Source organism: Gemmatimonadaceae bacterium (assembly GCA_036504815.1).
GTDB lineage: Bacteria > Gemmatimonadota > Gemmatimonadetes > Gemmatimonadales > Gemmatimonadaceae > PNKL01.
This window is the reverse complement of the sequence record DASXUN010000021.1, coordinates 609,084-626,129: the sequence shown is the minus strand read 5'-3', so window position 1 is coordinate 626,129 and position 17,046 is coordinate 609,084. Positions and strand designations below refer to the sequence as shown.

Annotated in this window: 12 protein-coding genes; 2 read left to right on the top strand and 10 right to left on the bottom strand. The window is 68.8% G+C overall.

Translation table 11 applies throughout. The annotated features are described in order from the left end of the window. Window positions 1-5: 5 nt before the first annotated feature. Window positions 6-848, bottom strand: coding sequence for an alpha/beta fold hydrolase (locus tag VGJ96_12365; protein ID HEY3287903.1), 843 nt, complete (start codon window positions 846-848; stop codon window positions 6-8). A 91-nt stretch (window positions 849-939) separates the two neighbouring features. Beyond that, window positions 940-2,013: a hypothetical protein gene (locus VGJ96_12360; protein ID HEY3287902.1), complete on the bottom strand. Its 1,074-nt coding sequence runs from the start codon at window positions 2,011-2,013 to the stop codon at window positions 940-942. A gap of 227 nt (window positions 2,014-2,240) precedes the next feature. On the opposite strand from VGJ96_12360, the gene VGJ96_12355 reads away from it, so the two are divergent. After that, window positions 2,241-3,056, top strand: coding sequence for an alpha/beta hydrolase (locus tag VGJ96_12355; protein ID HEY3287901.1), 816 nt, complete (start codon window positions 2,241-2,243; stop codon window positions 3,054-3,056). Here the strand turns inward: VGJ96_12355 and VGJ96_12350 are convergent, their stop codons facing one another. The 4 genes from VGJ96_12350 to VGJ96_12335 form a co-directional block, all read right to left on the bottom strand. Continuing rightward, window positions 3,057-3,842: a TonB-dependent receptor gene (locus tag VGJ96_12350; GenBank protein ID HEY3287900.1), complete on the bottom strand. Its 786-nt coding sequence runs from the start codon at window positions 3,840-3,842 to the stop codon at window positions 3,057-3,059. 77 nt (window positions 3,843-3,919) lie between these two features. After that, window positions 3,920-4,720 (bottom strand): carboxypeptidase-like regulatory domain-containing protein, encoded by an 801-nt coding sequence (locus VGJ96_12345; GenBank protein HEY3287899.1) that lies wholly within the window; start codon window positions 4,718-4,720, stop codon window positions 3,920-3,922. Between the two features lie 71 nt (window positions 4,721-4,791). Beyond that, complete coding sequence (locus VGJ96_12340; protein ID HEY3287898.1) at window positions 4,792-6,816, bottom strand: protein kinase; 2,025 nt, start codon at window positions 6,814-6,816, stop codon at window positions 4,792-4,794. Continuing rightward, entirely contained in the window at window positions 6,813-8,777 is a 1,965-nt protein-coding gene (locus VGJ96_12335) for a protein kinase (protein ID HEY3287897.1), read from the bottom strand. Before VGJ96_12335 ends, VGJ96_12340 begins: the two co-directional genes overlap by 4 nt. 305 nt (window positions 8,778-9,082) lie before the next feature. Between VGJ96_12335 and lon the strand changes: the two genes are divergently transcribed. After that, window positions 9,083-11,647, top strand: a complete 2,565-nt coding sequence (gene lon / locus VGJ96_12330) for an endopeptidase La (protein ID HEY3287896.1) — start codon at window positions 9,083-9,085, stop codon at window positions 11,645-11,647. Window positions 11,648-11,791: 144 nt separating this feature from the next. On the opposite strand, the gene VGJ96_12325 is transcribed toward lon, so the two are convergent. Genes VGJ96_12325 through VGJ96_12310 form a run of 4 tightly spaced genes read right to left on the bottom strand, consistent with a single transcriptional unit; the run spans window position 11,792 to window position 16,953 of the window. Next, on the bottom strand, window positions 11,792-12,094 hold the full coding sequence (locus tag VGJ96_12325) for a hypothetical protein (protein HEY3287895.1): 303 nt from the start codon (window positions 12,092-12,094) through the stop codon (window positions 11,792-11,794). Then, a complete protein-coding gene (locus VGJ96_12320; protein HEY3287894.1) occupies window positions 12,091-13,719 on the bottom strand; it encodes a leishmanolysin-related zinc metalloendopeptidase in 1,629 nt (542 codons plus the stop codon). The genes VGJ96_12325 and VGJ96_12320 overlap by 4 nt, the downstream gene beginning before the upstream one ends. A 28-nt stretch (window positions 13,720-13,747) precedes the next feature. After that, a complete protein-coding gene (locus VGJ96_12315) occupies window positions 13,748-14,923 on the bottom strand; it encodes a CHASE3 domain-containing protein (protein HEY3287893.1) in 1,176 nt (391 codons plus the stop codon). Window positions 14,924-14,937: 14 nt separating this feature from the next. Next, entirely contained in the window at window positions 14,938-16,953 is a 2,016-nt protein-coding gene (locus VGJ96_12310) for a PBP1A family penicillin-binding protein (GenBank protein ID HEY3287892.1), read from the bottom strand. Window positions 16,954-17,046: the final 93 nt, after the last annotated feature.

Here is a 17,046-nt window from a genome sequence, read left to right as displayed (position 1 = left end):
GCAAGCTAATCGGCGCCCGCGGCACCCGCCACGCGCGCGCCCCCAGCAAACGCCGTCAGCAGGCGGGCTACTTCGTCACTCGCCTCCACCTGCGGCAGGTGCCCGATGCGCGGCAGCATCACCAGGCGCCCCCCGGGAATGAGCGCGACGCGGCGCGCCACGTCGCACGGACGCACGACCGCATCGTGCGTGCCGAAGACCACCAGCGTGCCCACGGGGAGCCGCGCCACCTGCGCGTCGGTGTGCAGGCGGAAATCGAATTCCTTGACCGTGCGCAGCAACGCGCCGTAGATGTCGCGCTGGACGTACGGCGCGAGCAGCTCTTCCTCATCACGCGGGGTCCATGATCCGTCGGGCCCATAGACGTCGCCGAGAATCAGGTGCGCCGCGCGGCGCGACGCGAACGGACGTGCCAGCGGCGCCAGCACGTCCGGCACGCGCCGGAGCCAGCGCACGCGGTCGGGAACCTGGCCAAACCCGGCCGGCGACAGCAGGGCCAGCTGCGTCACGCGCGAGGGCTGCTGCCAGGCCATCTCCGCCACGATGCCGCCGCCCATCGAGTGACCGATCAGCTGCAGGCGCTCGATGCCGAGCGCATCCACGAGCCGCCACAGTCGGCGGGCGTACGCCGGCCGCGTGTACTCGCCGCGCGCGAAGGTCTGTTGGCTGAAGCCGTGTCCCGGCAGGTCCGGCGCGAGCGCGTGGTATCCGGCCGCGGCAAGCGCCGGAAGCGTGAAACGCCACTGATACGACGACGCGCCGAAGCCGTGCACGAGCAGCACCGGCGCCGCCGGCGCCTCGCCGCTTTCCACGAGCCGGAGCGTCGACCCGTCGGCGAGCGTGACCATGCGCGCGCGGCATCCGGCGTACCCTTCCGGAAAACACGAGGGCCGGGTCACCTGCACCGGCCCCCGAAGCGCATCATCCCGCGCCATCGCGTCACACGAGTTCGATTGGGCGCCCCGACAGACGGGCGATCAGGCCGATGCGGAACGTGACATCGGTCCAGCGCTCCTCACCGGCCGCCTGCGCGCCGAGCGGGAAGAACGGCCAGACGAACGGATTGGTCGTCTTGGGCGTCGCCATGCCCTTGTGCGGATGCCAGACCCCATCTCGGCCACAGTCATCCACGAACCGCTCGAACATCTTCGACCAGTTCTCGTTGCGGCGCAGGAAATTCAGCCGCGCCATCGTCTCGAGCCAGGCCAGCGCCATCGGGATGTCGGCGTCCACCGCGTTGCGATGCGGCAGCAGGTCGCCCAGCACGAAGAGCGGCACGGACAGCTGCTTGCGCCCAACCACCTGGATGCCTTCCTGCCGCGGCAGCGGCCGCGTCAGGTACTCATACAGCGTCTCCATCGCGGTGTAGTACTCGCTGCGGAAGAGCGGCATGTGCGCGAGCATCTGCAGCGCGTACAGCGACGGCGGCGACGCCTCGGCGGCCAGCACCTGCTGGTTGCCGACGCGGATCCACGGCTTCTGGGCGAGCGGCGAATCCAGGTAGTCGATGATGCGATCGAGCGTGCGTCGCGCGATGCCGCGCACCCGCGGGTCCGACTCGAACCCCGCCTGCGCCAGCGTGGCGCCCGCAGCCTCTCGCAGGAGCTGGCGATAATGCCCCGCCACCTCCGGCTCCAGCGACTTGCCCGACTTCGGCTGGAATTCGTACAGCTGCGCCTCGTCTTCGTCCTCGGCAAGCAACCGGAAGAGCGCGCGGCGCGCCTGATTCACCGCCGGTGAATCCTTGTCCCACCCGCTCTCCAGCAGCCGCCGGACCGCATTGATGCTGCCAAGGCCGTCGATTCCGCCCTTGGACGGCAGGGCGAGCATCGCGCTGTTCCACGTGCCGTCGTACGACTGGCGGATGGCAATCTCGACCGCCGGACGATGGAAGTACGGCGTATTGGCGTAGGACGCGGGCAATGCCTCGCCGATCTTTGCCACTTCGACCACCGCGCGATACTGGATCGGCAGGGCGGCGTTCTCCAACAACCAGCCAAGCGGAAAGACCACCGGGGCGGGCGGTGGCGGCGGCGGTGGGAAGAGAGGAACGGTTGGGACGACCGGTGCAGTCACCGCCAAACTCCGTGCTAACTTGTTGGCACCATTGGACATAAGCGCAGCTTACAGTCATGTCCGGCCAAAGATTGCGTAACTATACGCCTTTTGACTCAAAACGCTAGACCATTAGACGCACTCGGCGACTTGAATGCGCGCCGTCTTTGGGGAGAATTCCGTGGATGCGTGGAGAGTTCCTCGACCTGGCCGGCTATCGCCTGTACTACTTCGCGGCCGGATCGCGTGGAGCTGGGGAGCCAGTGCTCTTCCTCCACGGCTTTCCGACGTCGTCCTACCTCTGGAACGGCGTGGTCCGCTGCATGCCGCCGGGACATCGACTCATTGTCCTCGACCAGCTGGGCTATGGACGAAGTGACCGGCCGGGCACCGCGGCGGTTTCGGTGTCGGCGCATGGTCAGCGAGCGTTGGCGGTCCTCGATGCGCTGAATGTCCCACAGGCCTGCCTGGTGGGACACGACCTCGGCGGTGCGGTGGCGCAATGGATCGCGCTACACGCGCCCGAACGGGTTACGCGGCTCGCGCTCATCAGCAGCGTCGGACTCGACGGCTGGCCCTGCCGGCGCACCCGCATCGCCCGATCGCTGTCGGCGGTGGCGCGTTACCTCCCGGCGCCGCTCCTCGCCGGCGAAGCGTATGCATCGCTGCTTCGTGGATTCGCCGACCGCGACGAGGGACGTCATGCGCTCGATCACTTCCTGCGCCCCTTCACCCAATCCGCCGGTCGCGACGCGCTGCTCGCACACCTCGACGCACAGCGCCCCGACGAAACGAGGGCGCTCGACCTCCGCGCCCTGCGCATCCCGACCGCCATCGTGCATGGCGCGCGCGACCCGTTCATTCCCGCCGCGCTCGGCCGCCGTCTCGAGGCAGTGATCCCCGGCGCCTCGTTGGACGAGATTCCCGAGGGCTCCCACTTCCTTCCGCTCGACATCCCCGACCGCGTCGCGGCGGCGATCAGCGTCCTGCTCACACGCTAGTCAGCGGTGGTTCGTCCACATCAGGATGACGAGGCAGGCCTGCGGATCATCGTACTGCGCGGGGATCGCGCCGCGCCCCCGGTAGATCTCCAGTCCCCACACCTGATCGGGGAGGTATTCCGCCAGCGTGGCGAATCGACCCGTGTAACTGGTCTCCATCTTGATGCCGTCGACGAAGAGGATCTGCTTCGACGGTCCGGCGACGGCGCTGCACCGGCTCACGTGCAGCTGGTCGTACCCGAACCCCTCCGTGGCCGTGATGCCGGGGACGCGTGCCAGCAGGTGCACGAGCCGGCTCGTGTGGGAGTCCTCGATCTCGATGCGATCGAAGAAGGTCCCGAATCCCAGGCGGCGACGGTCGAGGAACGCATCGAGCCAGCTTGGCCGGAAGTTGCGCAGCGCCTTCGCGGAGTCGAGCACCACGACTTCAGGGAGCGACTGGACGGTGCGATCCATCGTGATCGTCCCGTCCCACACATCCCCCGCCGTCACCGCCAGCCGGAAACGGAGCGGGACGAAGCCGATCTTGCGCACGAACACGTCATGTACGCCGGGCGATACCGGATCGAACTCGAAGCGCCCCTTGCGGTCGGTGACCTCCTTCCGCGTGTCACCAAGCACGATTTCGACGTCCGCGAGTCCCTTCTTGTCCGGTCCGACGATGCGGCCGGCGACGATAGCGGGCGGTGCCGTGACCTCGACCCGTGCCGGCACTTGCTGCGCGCCGAGCGGATGCAGGCCGGCGAGCGCCAGATGCATCGCAACCGCGAGGATCGGTCCGCCCATTCGCGCAGGGATTCCCATCTGGCACACTCCTCGACGTCACGTCCGACCCATCCGGCTCCACCCTGCACCATTGACTGCTAGCGGCGATTCGTCCAGAGCAGGACGACCAGGCAGGCCTGTGGATCGTCGTATCCCGCCGGCATCGTGTTGCGCCCCTTGTAGATCTCCACCGCCCACAGGCGCTCGGGCGGATAATCGCGGAAGGTCACGAACCGGCCGGTGGTGGACGTCTCGGTCTTGAAGCCATCGACGTAGACGATGCCCTTGCTGTTCGTGCCAAAGCCGTTGCCGCAGCGGTTCACGTTCAGTTCATCCCAACCCATCGCCGAGCGTGCGAGCACGCCGGGTGCGGTGGCGACCAGCCGCCCCGTGTTCAGGGCTTTCGCCTGCTCGATATCGATCCGGTCGAGGAACGTCCCGAGACCGGCGCGGCGTCGCTCGAGGAAGCCGTCAATCCAGCGCGGCCGGTAATTCTTGAGCGCGGCGGTATCGAGCACCACCACTTCGGGGAGCGACTGCACGGCGCGGCGCATCGTGATGGTGCCATCCCACACGTCGCCGCGTGCAACCGACACCCGGAACCGCACCGGACTGTAGCCGATCTTGCGCACGAGCACGTCATGCATCCCGGCAGGCGCCGGATCGAACGTAAATCGTCCCTTGCGATCGGTGCTCGCGCGGAGGGCATCGCCCAGCAGCACCTCGACGTCTTCCAGCGCTTTCTTGTCGTCGCCGAAGATCCGACCGGAGACGATGGCCGGGGGCGCGACCACATCGGGCTGGGCCGAGGGCTCCTGGGCGGCCAGCGGACCCGTCGCGAGCGTGGCGGCAACGAGCGCTGACGCGAGGGCGCGACGCATGGCGTTGGCAGGCAGCATATGGGTGGTCCTGGGAGTTCCAGCCCTTCTACCGCCGGTCGAGTGCCTCGGTTCCGGCGCAGGTCCTGGCGTTATCGGATCTTCTGCACTTCCTCCGCCACTTCCAGCGCACGTTCGATCTCCGCAACCACCGCGCGGGCGTCCTGTGTCTGGAACGTGGCGTCGGCCATCTGCGACTGCAGTCCGCTCGAACGCAGCTTGAGGAGGTCGAGCTTCATCGTGCCCAGCACCAACGAGGCATTGTCGAGCTGCGCCGCAACGGCCTCGCGGCGCGCGGCCAGGTCGGCAAGCGTCTGCCGCTGGCGCTCGAGCAGGACGATGCGCCGCTCGCGATCGGGTGCCGTCTCCGGCAGGGCGCGCGCATCGCTGAGCCGCTGGTCGAGCTTGGCGATCGCGTCGCGGGAGGCATCCTGGTCCAGCTGATGCAGCGCGTTCGCCAGCGAGACGATGCGCTCCTCGAGCCCCTTTACCGACGGGACGATGTCGGGCAGGAGCTGCTTGTCTTCCTTGGGCAGCTTGTCCAGCACGCTGAGAATCGTGAGGCGCGCCTCGACGGCGTCGCGAATGGCGGCGCCGTGACGCCCCTCCAGCACGTCACGCGGCACGGTGGCGAGCACCGGGTCGGTGCCCGGCGCCGGCAGGGCATGCACGCCGACCCCGGGGAGCCCGAGCGCCGCGTACGTTGCCGCCGTCTCCGCTCCGCGCGATCCGCGCTTGAAGAGCCGGCGCAGCGGAATGCCGTCGGCCCACAGGCCGGCAATCGACCGGAAGGAGTCGGCCACGAAGAAGAAGGCCGGGAACAGGAACCACGGCACGCCGCCGGTGGCGGCGTTGATCACGAACAGCAGGCCGGTGAGCGCGGTGTAGTTCACCAGTTTGCGGCGGACGCGGCGAACGCGCTGGCCTTCGCTCTGCGGCGCCGGATGCAGCGCCTGTTGCAGCTGCTGATTGGCGGCGCTCAGGGCATCCTGGCGCAGCCCGGCGCGCGCGGCGCGCAGTTGCTCGCGCCAGGCGTGCTGCTGTTCGCGCCAGCGGTGAATCTCCGAGTCATGTGCCGCGCCGGCGCCCCCGGCCTTGAAGACACCGAAGGCCTTCAGCGGATCGGGAGGCGCCTTGGGCGACGGCACGGGCAGCAGGGCCTGACCTGGAGCCGGCGCCCCCCACGCGTTGGCCTCCGGCGCCGGCGGCGGTGCGGCTGGCGCTGGTGCGTCGGCCGCGGTTCGCGCCGCCGCCGCCGTGCCGGTCAGCGTCACCGGCGCATTCGGCGCCAGCGCATCGCGGAACGAAGCCGCATCGGGCCAGCGATCGGCCGGCGCCTTGCACAACGCGCGCTCAATCGCCGCCGCGAGGTTCGCCGGCAGGTCGGGGCGCAAGTCGAGCAGCGGACGCGGCGGCTCGCTCAGGTGCTTCATCAGCATCGAGGGCGTGTTGGCGGCCGAAAACGGCAGTTCCCCCGCCAGCATCTGGTAACCGACGATGCCCAGCGAGTAGATGTCGGCCCGCCCATCCACCTCGCGCTCACCCATCGCCTGCTCGGGACTCATGTACGCCGGCGTCCCGACGGCAATTCCGGTGGCGGTGAGCCGCACCTCGCCCTGCGCGGCGCGGGCGATGCCGAAGTCCGTCACCACCGCCTTTCCCGTCTCGGTCTCGACGAGGATGTTGTCGGGCTTGATGTCCCGGTGCACCACGCCGCGCGAGTGCGCGAACTGCAGCGCATCGGCGACTTCGCGCAGGATGCGGCGCACGAAGGGAATGGGCGGGCGCGGCTCCTCGAAGAGCAGCTTCGAGAGCGGCGCGCCCTCGACGAGCCCCATGGCGAAGTAGACGAGCCCCGACGCCTCGTCCACCGAGTAGATGGGGACGATGTTGGGATGGCCCAGCTGCGCGGCCATCTGCGCCTCGCGCAGGAACCGGCGCCGCACCTCCTCGCGGAACGCCAGTTCCGGCGGCAGCACCTTGAGCGCGACGCGCCGGCGCAGCCGGGTGTCGGTGGCCCGGTAGACGACCGCCATGCCGCCGCGGCCGATTTCGGCCTCGACTTCATACAGGGAACCGACCGCGGCGTGGACGCGCTCGCGGAGGGCGTCGGTCATGGGCGTCCCGTCGCGCCGGTGCGCGGACGCAGGCGCGACATCTCGTCGGCGACGTAGACGGCGCTGTCCACTTCGCGGGCGAGTTGCATCGCCTGCTCGGCGATGGTGGTGACGTGCTGGTACGTTTGTGCGCCCGTCTTCAGGCGCAGCACGTCGAAGCGCATGTTCTTCAGCGCCAGCGAGCAGCTGTCGAGTCGCGCGCCCAGTGTCTCCCGGCGCCGGTCCACGTCGGCCACCGTGCGGCGCTGCCGCTTGAGCATCGCCAGCCGGCGCACCCGCTCCTCGCTCGCCGCGACGTCCAGGGGATTGGCCGCGGCCTCGAGCGCGGTGATCTCGCGCTCGATCGCCGCCGCCGACGTCCCCTTGGCGGAGCGCTCGAGATCGGCCATCTGGGCGGCGAGCGCCAGGACGGTGTCGGCGAGCGTGCTGGCGCTGGTGACCACGTCGGGAATGCGCCCGCGGTCGGCGCGCGACATGCTCTCGACGAGGCGGATGATCTCGTCGCGGTCCATCAGCGCGTCGCGCGCCGCCGCCGCATGCGGCCCGCTGCCGAGGGCGGCCGCGTCGCTCGCCGAGAGCGTCGCCGGCGCCGCCGGCGACCGCAGCAGGTCGGGCCGCGCGGCGCGCAGCCGGTGACGGGTGCGCACCCGCTCCCGGGTCTTGCGATCGAAGAGCGACCGCACGTCCTCGCCCCACTCGGCAAAGACATCGCCGACCATGCGCTCGCGCGGCTGGCGGAAGACGTCGTGCCAGTCGTACCCGTCGCTCCAGAGCTTCGCGTACTTGTACGCGATGCTGATGCTCCAGAAAGCGGTGACGAACAGCAGGTTCGGCCCGCCCAGCAGGTTGACGGCGACGAAGGCGCCGTTGACCCAGATGTACGGCGCGATGCGTCGCCGGAACTCCACCACCATCGGCGCGTTCCAGCGCGCGAGTTCGTCGGGCGTCGGCAGGCGCTCGCCATCCGGGAGCGACGTCAGCGGCTGCGGCGTGAAGGCGGCGGAGGTGCCCGAGGCACGGGTCGCGCTGGTTCCGGTGTAGGGCGACGGAGTCTGCGGATAGGCGCTCCCGGTGATGGCCGGCAGGGCGGGCATCTGTCCGCTCTCGAGCGCCGACTTCAGCTCCGCCGCCGACTGGAACCGGTTGGCCGGGTCCTTCTCGAGCAGCAGCATCACGGCGCGCGCGAGGTCGGTCGGCACGCTGGCGCGCTGGTCGATGGGCACCGGCCGCTCCGACAGGTGCTTGACGAGCAGCGCGGGCGTGCTGGTGGCGTTGAACGGCAGGTCGCCGCACAGCATCTGGTACGCGACGACGCCGAGCGAGTAGAGATCACTGCGCCCGTCCACGTCGCGGTCGCCCGCCGACTGCTCGGGACTCATGAACGCCGGCGTGCCGATGGCGATGCCGGTAGCCGTCAGCCGCGCCTCGCCGCCTTCGCTGATGGCGCGCGCGATGCCGAAATCGGTGACCATCGGCCGCTGCGACTGTGCGTCGAGCAGGATGTTGTCGGGCTTGATGTCGCGATGGACGACCTTGTTGGCGTGCGCGTACGCCAGCGCGTCGGCGACGTCGCGGAGAATGCGCCGGACCTCATCAGGCGGCATCGGCCCGCGATCGTGGATGCGCTTCGCGAGGTTGTCGCCGTCGATGAACCCCATCACGAAGAAGACGAGACCGCCCTTCTCGTCGACGGAGTAGATGGGGACGATGTTGGGGTGGCTGAGCTGCGCCGCGGTCTCGGCCTCGCGCAGGAAGCGCGAGCGGATCTCCGAGCGGAAGGCCAGTTCCGGCGGAAGCAGCTTGACCGCAACGGCCCGCTTGAGGCGCCGGTCACGGGCCTTGAAGACGATCCCCATTCCGCCGCGTCCGATCTCCCGGTCCAGCTCGTACGCGCTGTCCAGTACGCTCGCGATATGCGAGCGCAGTTCGGCTTCCGACTTGGAAAGGAGGGAGTCTTCCACGGGGGTGGGGAAAGGTAAGAAACGCGCTGCCAACGCGCGAGACTGCGCAGTGCGAGTGACCGTGGTCAACCGCAACTTCGCCGCCGTGCGTCAGACGCGATTTGTCAGTCTCCCTACGTCACCGAGGCAGGGGAAAGTTGCAGGTCCCGCCGTTATGTCGTATCTCAGCATCAGGGGTATGAAAGCGACCTCCTCCTCGCCCCGCGGCGCAGGTTTGCGGTGCGTGGTACGCCAGTTGCTGTAGGCAGGGATGGATTGCATGGTCTCAGCCCCCCGTTCGGGTGCCTCGGCACCCAGGATTCGTAATGAGCACTCGACAGACACTCCCCGTCCTTCCGTTGCGCGGGACGGTCATCTTCCCGGGCCTGACCGCCCCGATCGCGGCCGGGCGGCCGGGCACGCTCCGCGCCATTGAAGCGGCGCTCAAGGGCGATCGGCTGGTCTTTGCCGTCGCGCAGAAGGACAACACCGACGAGCCGAACCCCGAGATCCTCTACTCGATGGGTGTCGTCGCGCGCATCGGGCAGATCCAGCGCGGGCTGGGCGGCGTCCAGCTCCTGCTGCAGGGCGAACTGCGCGCCACGTCGCTGCAGTACACGATGGCCGAGGGCTACCTGACGGCGGTCGTCACGCACGTCGAGGAGCAGGCACCGCTGGACGAGAAGGATCCGGCCTTCGAGGCGCTGTACAAGGAGATTCGCGAGCGCGCCGGCGAGCTGGGCGAGCGCCGCGGACTTCCCGAAGAGGTGGTGCATCAGGTGCTCGACTCGGTCACCGAACCCGGGCGGTTTGCCGACCTGGTCGCCGGCTACCTCGAACTGACCGTCGCCGAGAAGCAGGGCCTGCTCGAGAACCTGTCGGTCGAAGACCGGCTGCGCCGCGTCCTCGTGCACGTCCAGCGCCACATCTCGCTGCTCGAGGCGCAGGAGGACATCAAGAGCCAGGTCCAGGAGGAGCTGGGCGAGCGGCAGCGCGAGATGTTCCTGCGCGAGCAGATGCGCGCGATCCAGAAGGAACTCGGCGACGACGACAGCTCCAAGGAAATCGAGGAGCTGCGCGGCAAGCTGGCGAAGCTCGAACTTCCCAAGGAGGCGCGCACCGAGGTGGAGCGCGAACTCGGGCGGCTCGAACGCGCCGGCCGCGAGTCCATGGAGGCGCAGGTCATCCGCACCTACCTCGAGTGGATCGCCGAACTGCCGTGGAGCACGCGCTCGGATGACCAGCTCGACCTGAATCGCGCCATCACCGTGCTCGATGAGGATCACTACGGCCTGAAGGACGTGAAGGACCGCGTGATCGAGTTCCTCGCCGTGCGCCAGCTGCGCGCGCAGCAGATGAGCGATGAGATGGACAAGACGGGCGAGTTCCCGATCGCGAAGCTCAAGGAGCGGAAGGAGGACGCCACGCCGTCGCTCGGCCGCACCACTGGCGAGGTGGAACGCACGATCACGGACAAGCGCGAGGCGAAGGCGCGCGCGATGGCGAAGGGCCCGATTCTGCTCTTCAGCGGACCGCCCGGCGTGGGCAAGACGTCGATTGCCAAGTCCATCGCCCGGGCACTCGGGCGCGAGTACGTGCGCGTCTCGCTGGGCGGCGCGCGTGATGAGGCCGACATTCGCGGCCATCGCCGCACCTACGTGGGCGCCATGCCGGGGCGCATCATCCAGGGAATGAAGCAGGCCGGGACCAAGAACCCCGTCTTCCTGCTCGACGAAGTGGACAAGCTCGGCGTCTCGTTCCAGGGCGATCCGTCGGCCGCGCTGCTCGAGGTGCTCGATCCCGCGCAGAACGACACGTTCACTGACCACTACCTCGGCGTGCCGTTCGACCTGAGCGAGGTGCTGTTCATCGCCACGGCGAACTTCGTGCAGAACATCCCGGGCCCGTTGCGCGACCGCATGGAGGAAGTCGAGTTCTCGGGCTACACGGAGCGCGAGAAGGCGGAGATCGCCAAGGCGTATCTCATTCCGCGCCAGCTCGACGAGAATGGCCTCGCGGTGAAAAAGGTGAAGCTCCAGGACGAGGCCATCATGCAGCTGATCACCAACTACACGCGGGAGAGCGGCGTGCGCCAGCTCGAACGCGAGATCGGCAAGGTGGCGCGCAAGGTGGCGCGGCGCATCGCGACGGGTGCGGAGCACACGATGATCGAGGGCGACGGCGTGATCACCGCCGCCGAGGTGCGCGAGCTCCTCGGCCGCCCGCGGGTGCGCCCCGAGAAGGCGGCCGCCCAGCACGAGGTGGGCGTCGCCACCGGCATGTACTACACGCCGATGGGCGGCGACATCATGTTCGTCGAGGCCTCCACGCGGCCGCTGACGACCTCGACGGGCGCCGGCAATGCCGCGGAGGGAGGGTCCGGCGTGCCGGTGTCACTGATCCTCACCGGCCAGCTGGGCGACGTGATGAAGGAATCGGCGCGGGCCGCCTTCTCCTTCGTGACGAAAAACGCGGAGCAGCTGGGCATTCCGCGCGCGCGCCTCGGCGCGCTCGAGACGCACATCCATGTGCCGCAGGGGGCGATTCCGAAGGACGGCCCCTCGGCCGGCGTATCCATCGCGACGGCGCTGGCCAGTGAATTGAGCGGCCGTCCCGTGCGCCGCGATCTCGCGATGACCGGCGAGATCACGCTGCGCGGCCGCGTGCTCCCCATCGGCGGCGTGAAGGAGAAGGTGCTGGGCGCCCTGCGCGCCGGCATCACGCACATCATCCTGCCCAGGGACAACGAGGCGGACATGGAGGACGTGCCCGAGGAGGCACGGGCCTCGCTGACCTTCCACTTCGTGGAGACGCTGCAGGATGTGCTGCAGCTCGCACTCGTCAAGGAGACGGAGACCGCGAACAAGGAAGGCGAGCTCGTGGGCGTGTGAGCGGAACGAGGAGGGGGTAGAGGCTCCGCGAGGAGGTATGGGATGTGGAACGAGGAGGGAGTTCGCTGGCGCACCAGCGGTCTCCCTCCTCGTTCCACATCTCAACCCTCGTCCCTTCGCCTCTACCCCCTCCTCGTTCCGTGCCTACGGCTTCCTGATCGTATCAATCTTCCCCGTCTTCTCATTGACCTTGAAGCGCGGACGGATCGCCTGGTCGTAGTCGCCGGTCTCAATCTTTGGCGCGACGGCTTTGGCCGGCGGTTTTGCCGAAGTGCTGGCACCCGGGGCCTTGGCACCGGTATCGGCGACTGCAGGCTTCACGCTGTCCGCGACCGCCGGTGTGACTGCCGTCGAGTCCGTGGCCGGTGTCGCCGCCGACTCCTGTTTCCCGCCGCAGGCCGCGAGCGCCAGCAGCGACGCAGTGGCCATCACGAAGCGCTTGTTCATCGCTGGATCTCCCGCCGAATGGCCTGAATGCGCCCGCCGCCAACCGTGAAGCGCGGCTGCAGCACGTGCTCGATGGCTCCCTCGCGCGCCTGGGCCTCCATCGCCGAGCGCATCCGCGCGATGCTCATGAGACTGGGGACGGTGTACGGGTCGGCGGCCAGCAGGTTCACGGTGTACCCGAGATCCTGGAACTGCGCGATGCTCATCGTGCTCCACGGCATGTTCGGTGTGCCCTCCGCGTAGCCCGTCATCAGTTCCTGATCGAACGCGGCGGTGCCGCCGACGGGAGCCTTGTTCGTCCCGGTGCACGTCGTGGTGAACACCTCGCGCCAGTGACCGTCGGCCGTGCCCGGCGTGCCGCATTGCTCCACGGCAACGCCTGTACCGCTGGCGCAGTGATTGGCCGATGCACCGAGCGCGAGGCATTGCGCCAGCGCCGCCGCGCCCATGAACCGCGGATTGGTGCTCCCCGTCGGAATGGTGTCGGTATAGACCGCGCCCTGCAGGAGGCTCTTGTCGGTCCAGATCGTGCCGAAGCCCACCACGTGGTTCATCTCGTGCAGCACGATCGCCTCGAAGCGACCGGTGTTGATGTAGTTCTGGATGTCAGCTTCATCGAACTTCATGACGCCGACGGCCGGCAGCAGGGACTGGTTGCGCACGTAACACGGGCCGGCCTGCGCCAGGATCTTGCCGGCGCCGTCAATCGGCCCGACCGACGCGTAGATGATGACACCCGTGGTGTTCTCATTGAGCGTTCCGGTCAACCCGCTGACCCCGCAGTCCGCGAGTCCGGCGCCAACAAGGCTGACCGGCGAAATCTGCGTGATGATCGCGGCTTTGATGCGGTTCGCAGAATTCGTGAACGCGGTCTGCGCCTCGGTGGACATCGTCGGGCCAAAGTACCGCAGGTCCACGACGAAAGTCGTCTGAATGCTCGCCGTGAAGGCCGCCGAGAAGCTGCCGGCTGTCGCCGTCGCTGACTGCGTCCCTCCCCGGATGCCCAGCCGCCAGGTCGCGCCGGTAGCGACGCCGGCCGAGTTCGTCGTGAGCGTGGCCGGCGAGACCGAACCTCCCCCCGCGGTGACGGCGAATGTCACGGACTGATTGGGAATGCCATTGCCGTACTGGTCCTGCACGGCTGCGGCGAGCGGTGTGGCGAGGACATCGCCTGCCTTCGCCGTCTGCGAGTTGCCTGCCTGTACGACAACCTTGGCGACGCTTCCCGGCGTTCCCGTCACATTGATGGTCAACGGCGCCACGCCGGCGACGGTCACCGTCAGCGTGTTCGTGCCGGCCGTGGTCCCGAGCGTCCACGTGCCAACCGACGTGGGACCGGCCGATGTCTTGGTCGGCGGACTGACGAGCGTGCCGCCGCCACCCGTCACCGCCACCGTGACGGCGACATTACCCAGCGCATTTCCCGAGGCGTCGGTGACGGTGAAAGTCGGCGCCGTCGTCAGCGCCGTGCCAACCGTCGCGCTCGCCCCCGCACCGGAGGTTACCTGCACCGCCGCGGGTTTGGGCGGCGACGTGCCGTCGCCACCCGAGCAGGCTCCGGCCACGACCGTGGCAACTAGGGACCAGCGGCGCAATGCCGCGCGCGGTGCAAGGATACTGGTCATAAGAGGTCGGGTGTTTTGAGGAAGTGGATCAAGCGGCAAGGGCTGCACCGCCAAGGCGGCCCAGCGTGGCTGCGAATATGAGTTCGTCGTCGGGGAAAACGCGATTACCGGTGTGCGCAACGACCAGGACACCAGTTGTCTGCTCGTCCTTCGTTAGCGGCGAGAAGAGGACGGCCCCCGACGCCCCGCAAGCATCGAGCGCGGGGAGATCGCCCCAGGCGCGGTCGCGTTCAGGACGCGATTCAGCCATCGTCGCCTTGCCCGTGCGCAGCAGTTCCGTCACGGGGCGCTCCAGGTCGGGGCCGACACCGTCCAGCGTCGATGGCGACGCGGCGAGCACACGCAACGCGCCGTCGTCGGAAGGCGCGATGAGGGCGACGAGCACCGTATTCAGCGGTTCCGCCGCCATGACGAGCGCCTTCGCGCGTACGCCACGATCCGCCGCGCCCGACAGATCGGCGACCAGCCGGTGCAGCGCTTGCAGCTGCCGCGTGGCGCTGGCGCGCGCGCGGTCCGCCTCGGTAAGCACGCCCGCTCCGGTGACATGCTCGTGCACGATGCGCGACGTCAGCCGCGAGGCGATATGCGCGCGCACCGGCTGGAGCGCGACGCCCGCCAGCAGAAACGCCAGCACCATCCCGACAAGAATCACGCGTTGGGCGGTCGCGCTGTGCGCGTTCTGCAGGCGCGTCCGCTCGCCAAGGACGCGCAGTTCATCCTCGCGGATCTCGTTGACGATCTTCATCAGCGAGTCCGCGGCATTCGCCGACCGCTCGCCAGTCAGGACGCGGCGCGCCGAGTCCGCGCCGACGTGGTCCCGGATGAGCACGGTCGACCGAAACGTCTCGAAGTTCTGCGCGGCTCCCTCGGCGAGGGCGTGCACGCGGGCGAACTGCCGAGGATTGTCTTCCGTGCCGCGATGCAGGGCATCCAGCGCATCCTCCACCCGCGCCTGCGCCGCTTGGAGCAACGCGCGCGTCACGCTGTCGGGACGCACCACATACGCCTTGGCCAGATGCTCGCCCTCTTGTCGGCTCACGACCACGTGAAATGCCGCGGCCATGTTGGTGTTCGCGCGCTCCACCGCGCGGTCGGCCGCCACCAGGCGCGATGCATAGTAGTACGACGCGGCGCCGAACCCGCCGAGGACGACGAGGGCGGCTCCGATGGAAATCGAGAGTTTCTGGACCGGGGTCAGCTGCATGCGGATGCCCGTGCTCAGGGAATGGGACCCCAGCCAAAGAGTCGACGCGCATCTACGCGGAGCGCCCCCGGCTCGGTCCCCGGCAGAAAGTACTCCAAATAGCGTCGCTCCGGTGGGGTGCTCGCTTCCGCGAGCGTCCCGTTGGCCCGGTCGAGTTCGGCCGTGACCAGTCCGGGCGGCGGCGTCCACGGGGCGCCGCGGCCGTAGCCGGAACGGGCCAGCATCTGCCCAAAGATCGGCGCGGCGAGCGTGCCGCCCGCGGCACCGCCCATGATCGGACGCGGTCGGTCGAATCCCAGCCAGACGCCGGCCACCAGATCGGTCGTGGCGCCAACGAACCAGACATCGGTGTTGTCGTCGGTGGTCCCCGTCTTTCCGGCGACCGGCACGGCGTAGGGCACGTAGCGCCGCACCGCGGTGGCTGTGCCGCGGTCCACGACGTCACGCATCATCTCGCGGACGATGAAGGCGACATCCGCGGGCATCGCCGGCGGCAGCGGACGCACCCCCTGACTGTAGACCACGCGGCCGGCCCCGTCCTCGACGCGCACGACGAACCGCGGCTCCACCGGCACGCCGAGGTTCGGGAAGGCCGTGAAGGCCGCCACGAGATCGAGCGGCTGCACCGCGGACGCACCAATGGCGCTCGAGGGCCACGGCGCGATGTACGAGCGAATCCCCATGCGACGGGCCAGCGCAACGACGGAATCGCCGGTGACCCGCTGCCAGAGCTGAACCGCCACGGGATTGCGCGAGCGGGTCAGCGCCTCACGCAGCGTCAGGTTGCCGAGGAACTCGCCATCGGCGTTGCCGGGACGGTAGATGACACCCCGATCCACGACGAGTTCGAGTGAGGTGTCGGGAACGATCGCGTTGGCAGGGATGGAATCGAGAATGGCGCGCGCATACACGAACGGCTTGAAGGCTGAACCTGGCTGGCGTACGCCATTGACCGCGCGGTTGAACGGCGCCTCGGCGTAGTTGCGCCCGCCAACGAGCGCCCGCACGTCGCCGGTGGCCGGATCCATCGCCACCACCATCCCCTGCAGGTAGTCCGTGCTCCCCTTGGGATGCCTGGCGTAGGTCGGATTGCGGTAGCCCGGGCGCGCTTCGACCGCTGCGGTGCCCTCGACGAGTGCCACCCACGCCGCATTCTGCAGCGAGGGATCGAGCGTGGTCATCACCCGATAGCCGCCCTGCGCCACCGGGATGCCGGCGCGCTCCATCTGCGTGCGCACGACTTCCACGAACCAGGGGGCGCTGTTGGCCAGGCCGCTGTTGGCCACCGTGGTGATCGGCTGTGCCTTCGCCGCCGCCGCCTGCTCGCGGGAGATGAACTTCTGGACGACCATGAGGTCGAGAATGGCATTGCGGCGGTTCCTGTTGCGCTCGGGATGGCGGGCCGGGTCGTAGATCGCCGGTCCCTTGGGGAGCGCCGCAAGCGAGGCCGCTTCGGCGAGCGTGACGTGCGCCGCGCTCTTGCCGAAGTAGTGGCGCGCCGCCGACTCCACGCCATACCAGCTGCGACCGAAGTGAATGGCGTTGAGATACGCCTCGAGGATCTGGTCCTTGCTGTAGTGCCGCTCCATCTCGCGCGCCGCGCGCTGCTCGCGCAGCTTGCGTGGCACGCCGGCAAAGCCCCGTTCGCTGCGGTCGATGAGGTCCGGATGCACGTTGCCGACCAGCTGCTGCGTGATGGTTGACGCCCCGCGCGAACCGCCGAGCAGGTTGTCCTTCATCGCGCCGGCGATGCCCACAAGGTCCACCCCGTCGTGCTGGTAGAACCGCTGGTCTTCGACGGCGATGAAGGCCTGCGGGAGATAGCGCGGCAGGGTGCGAATGGCGACCGACGTGCGCCAGGCACGGCCGATCTCGCCGATCAGCGCTCCGTCACGCGCGAACACCATCGACGACTGCGGGAGCGCCGGAATCTGCCATGCCTCGCCCGTGGAGGGCTTTTGAGCAGGCGGCTGCTGGGCCCCCACCACGGTGGCCGCAAGGACGGAGAGAAGGACGAGGCGAAGGGACACGCATGAGTCTTACACCGAACCAGGGGAAACGGAACGGGCCGAGGGAGACCCGTTCCGTTCGTATTGCCCAGCCACGGTGGGCATGCGACCTTT

Bases quoted from the DNA above. Each gene is read 5' to 3' on its own strand.
- VGJ96_12350 (HEY3287900.1), bottom strand. From the start codon at position 3,842: ATGGGCGGACCGATCCTCGCGGTTGCGATGCATCTGGCGCTCGCCGGC.
- VGJ96_12340 (HEY3287898.1), bottom strand. From the start codon at position 6,816: ATGACCGACGCCCTCCGCGAGCGCGTCCACGCCGCGGTCGGTTCCCTG.
- lon (HEY3287896.1), top strand. From the start codon at position 9,083: ATGAGCACTCGACAGACACTCCCCGTCCTTCCGTTGCGCGGGACGGTC.
- VGJ96_12365 (HEY3287903.1), bottom strand. From the start codon at position 848: ATGGTCACGCTCGCCGACGGGTCGACGCTCCGGCTCGTGGAAAGCGGC.
- VGJ96_12345 (HEY3287899.1), bottom strand. From the start codon at position 4,720: ATGCTGCCTGCCAACGCCATGCGTCGCGCCCTCGCGTCAGCGCTCGTT.
- VGJ96_12315 (HEY3287893.1), bottom strand. From the start codon at position 14,923: ATGCAGCTGACCCCGGTCCAGAAACTCTCGATTTCCATCGGAGCCGCC.
- VGJ96_12320 (HEY3287894.1), bottom strand. From the start codon at position 13,719: ATGACCAGTATCCTTGCACCGCGCGCGGCATTGCGCCGCTGGTCCCTA.
- VGJ96_12355 (HEY3287901.1), top strand. From the start codon at position 2,241: ATGCGTGGAGAGTTCCTCGACCTGGCCGGCTATCGCCTGTACTACTTC.
- VGJ96_12325 (HEY3287895.1), bottom strand. From the start codon at position 12,094: ATGAACAAGCGCTTCGTGATGGCCACTGCGTCGCTGCTGGCGCTCGCG.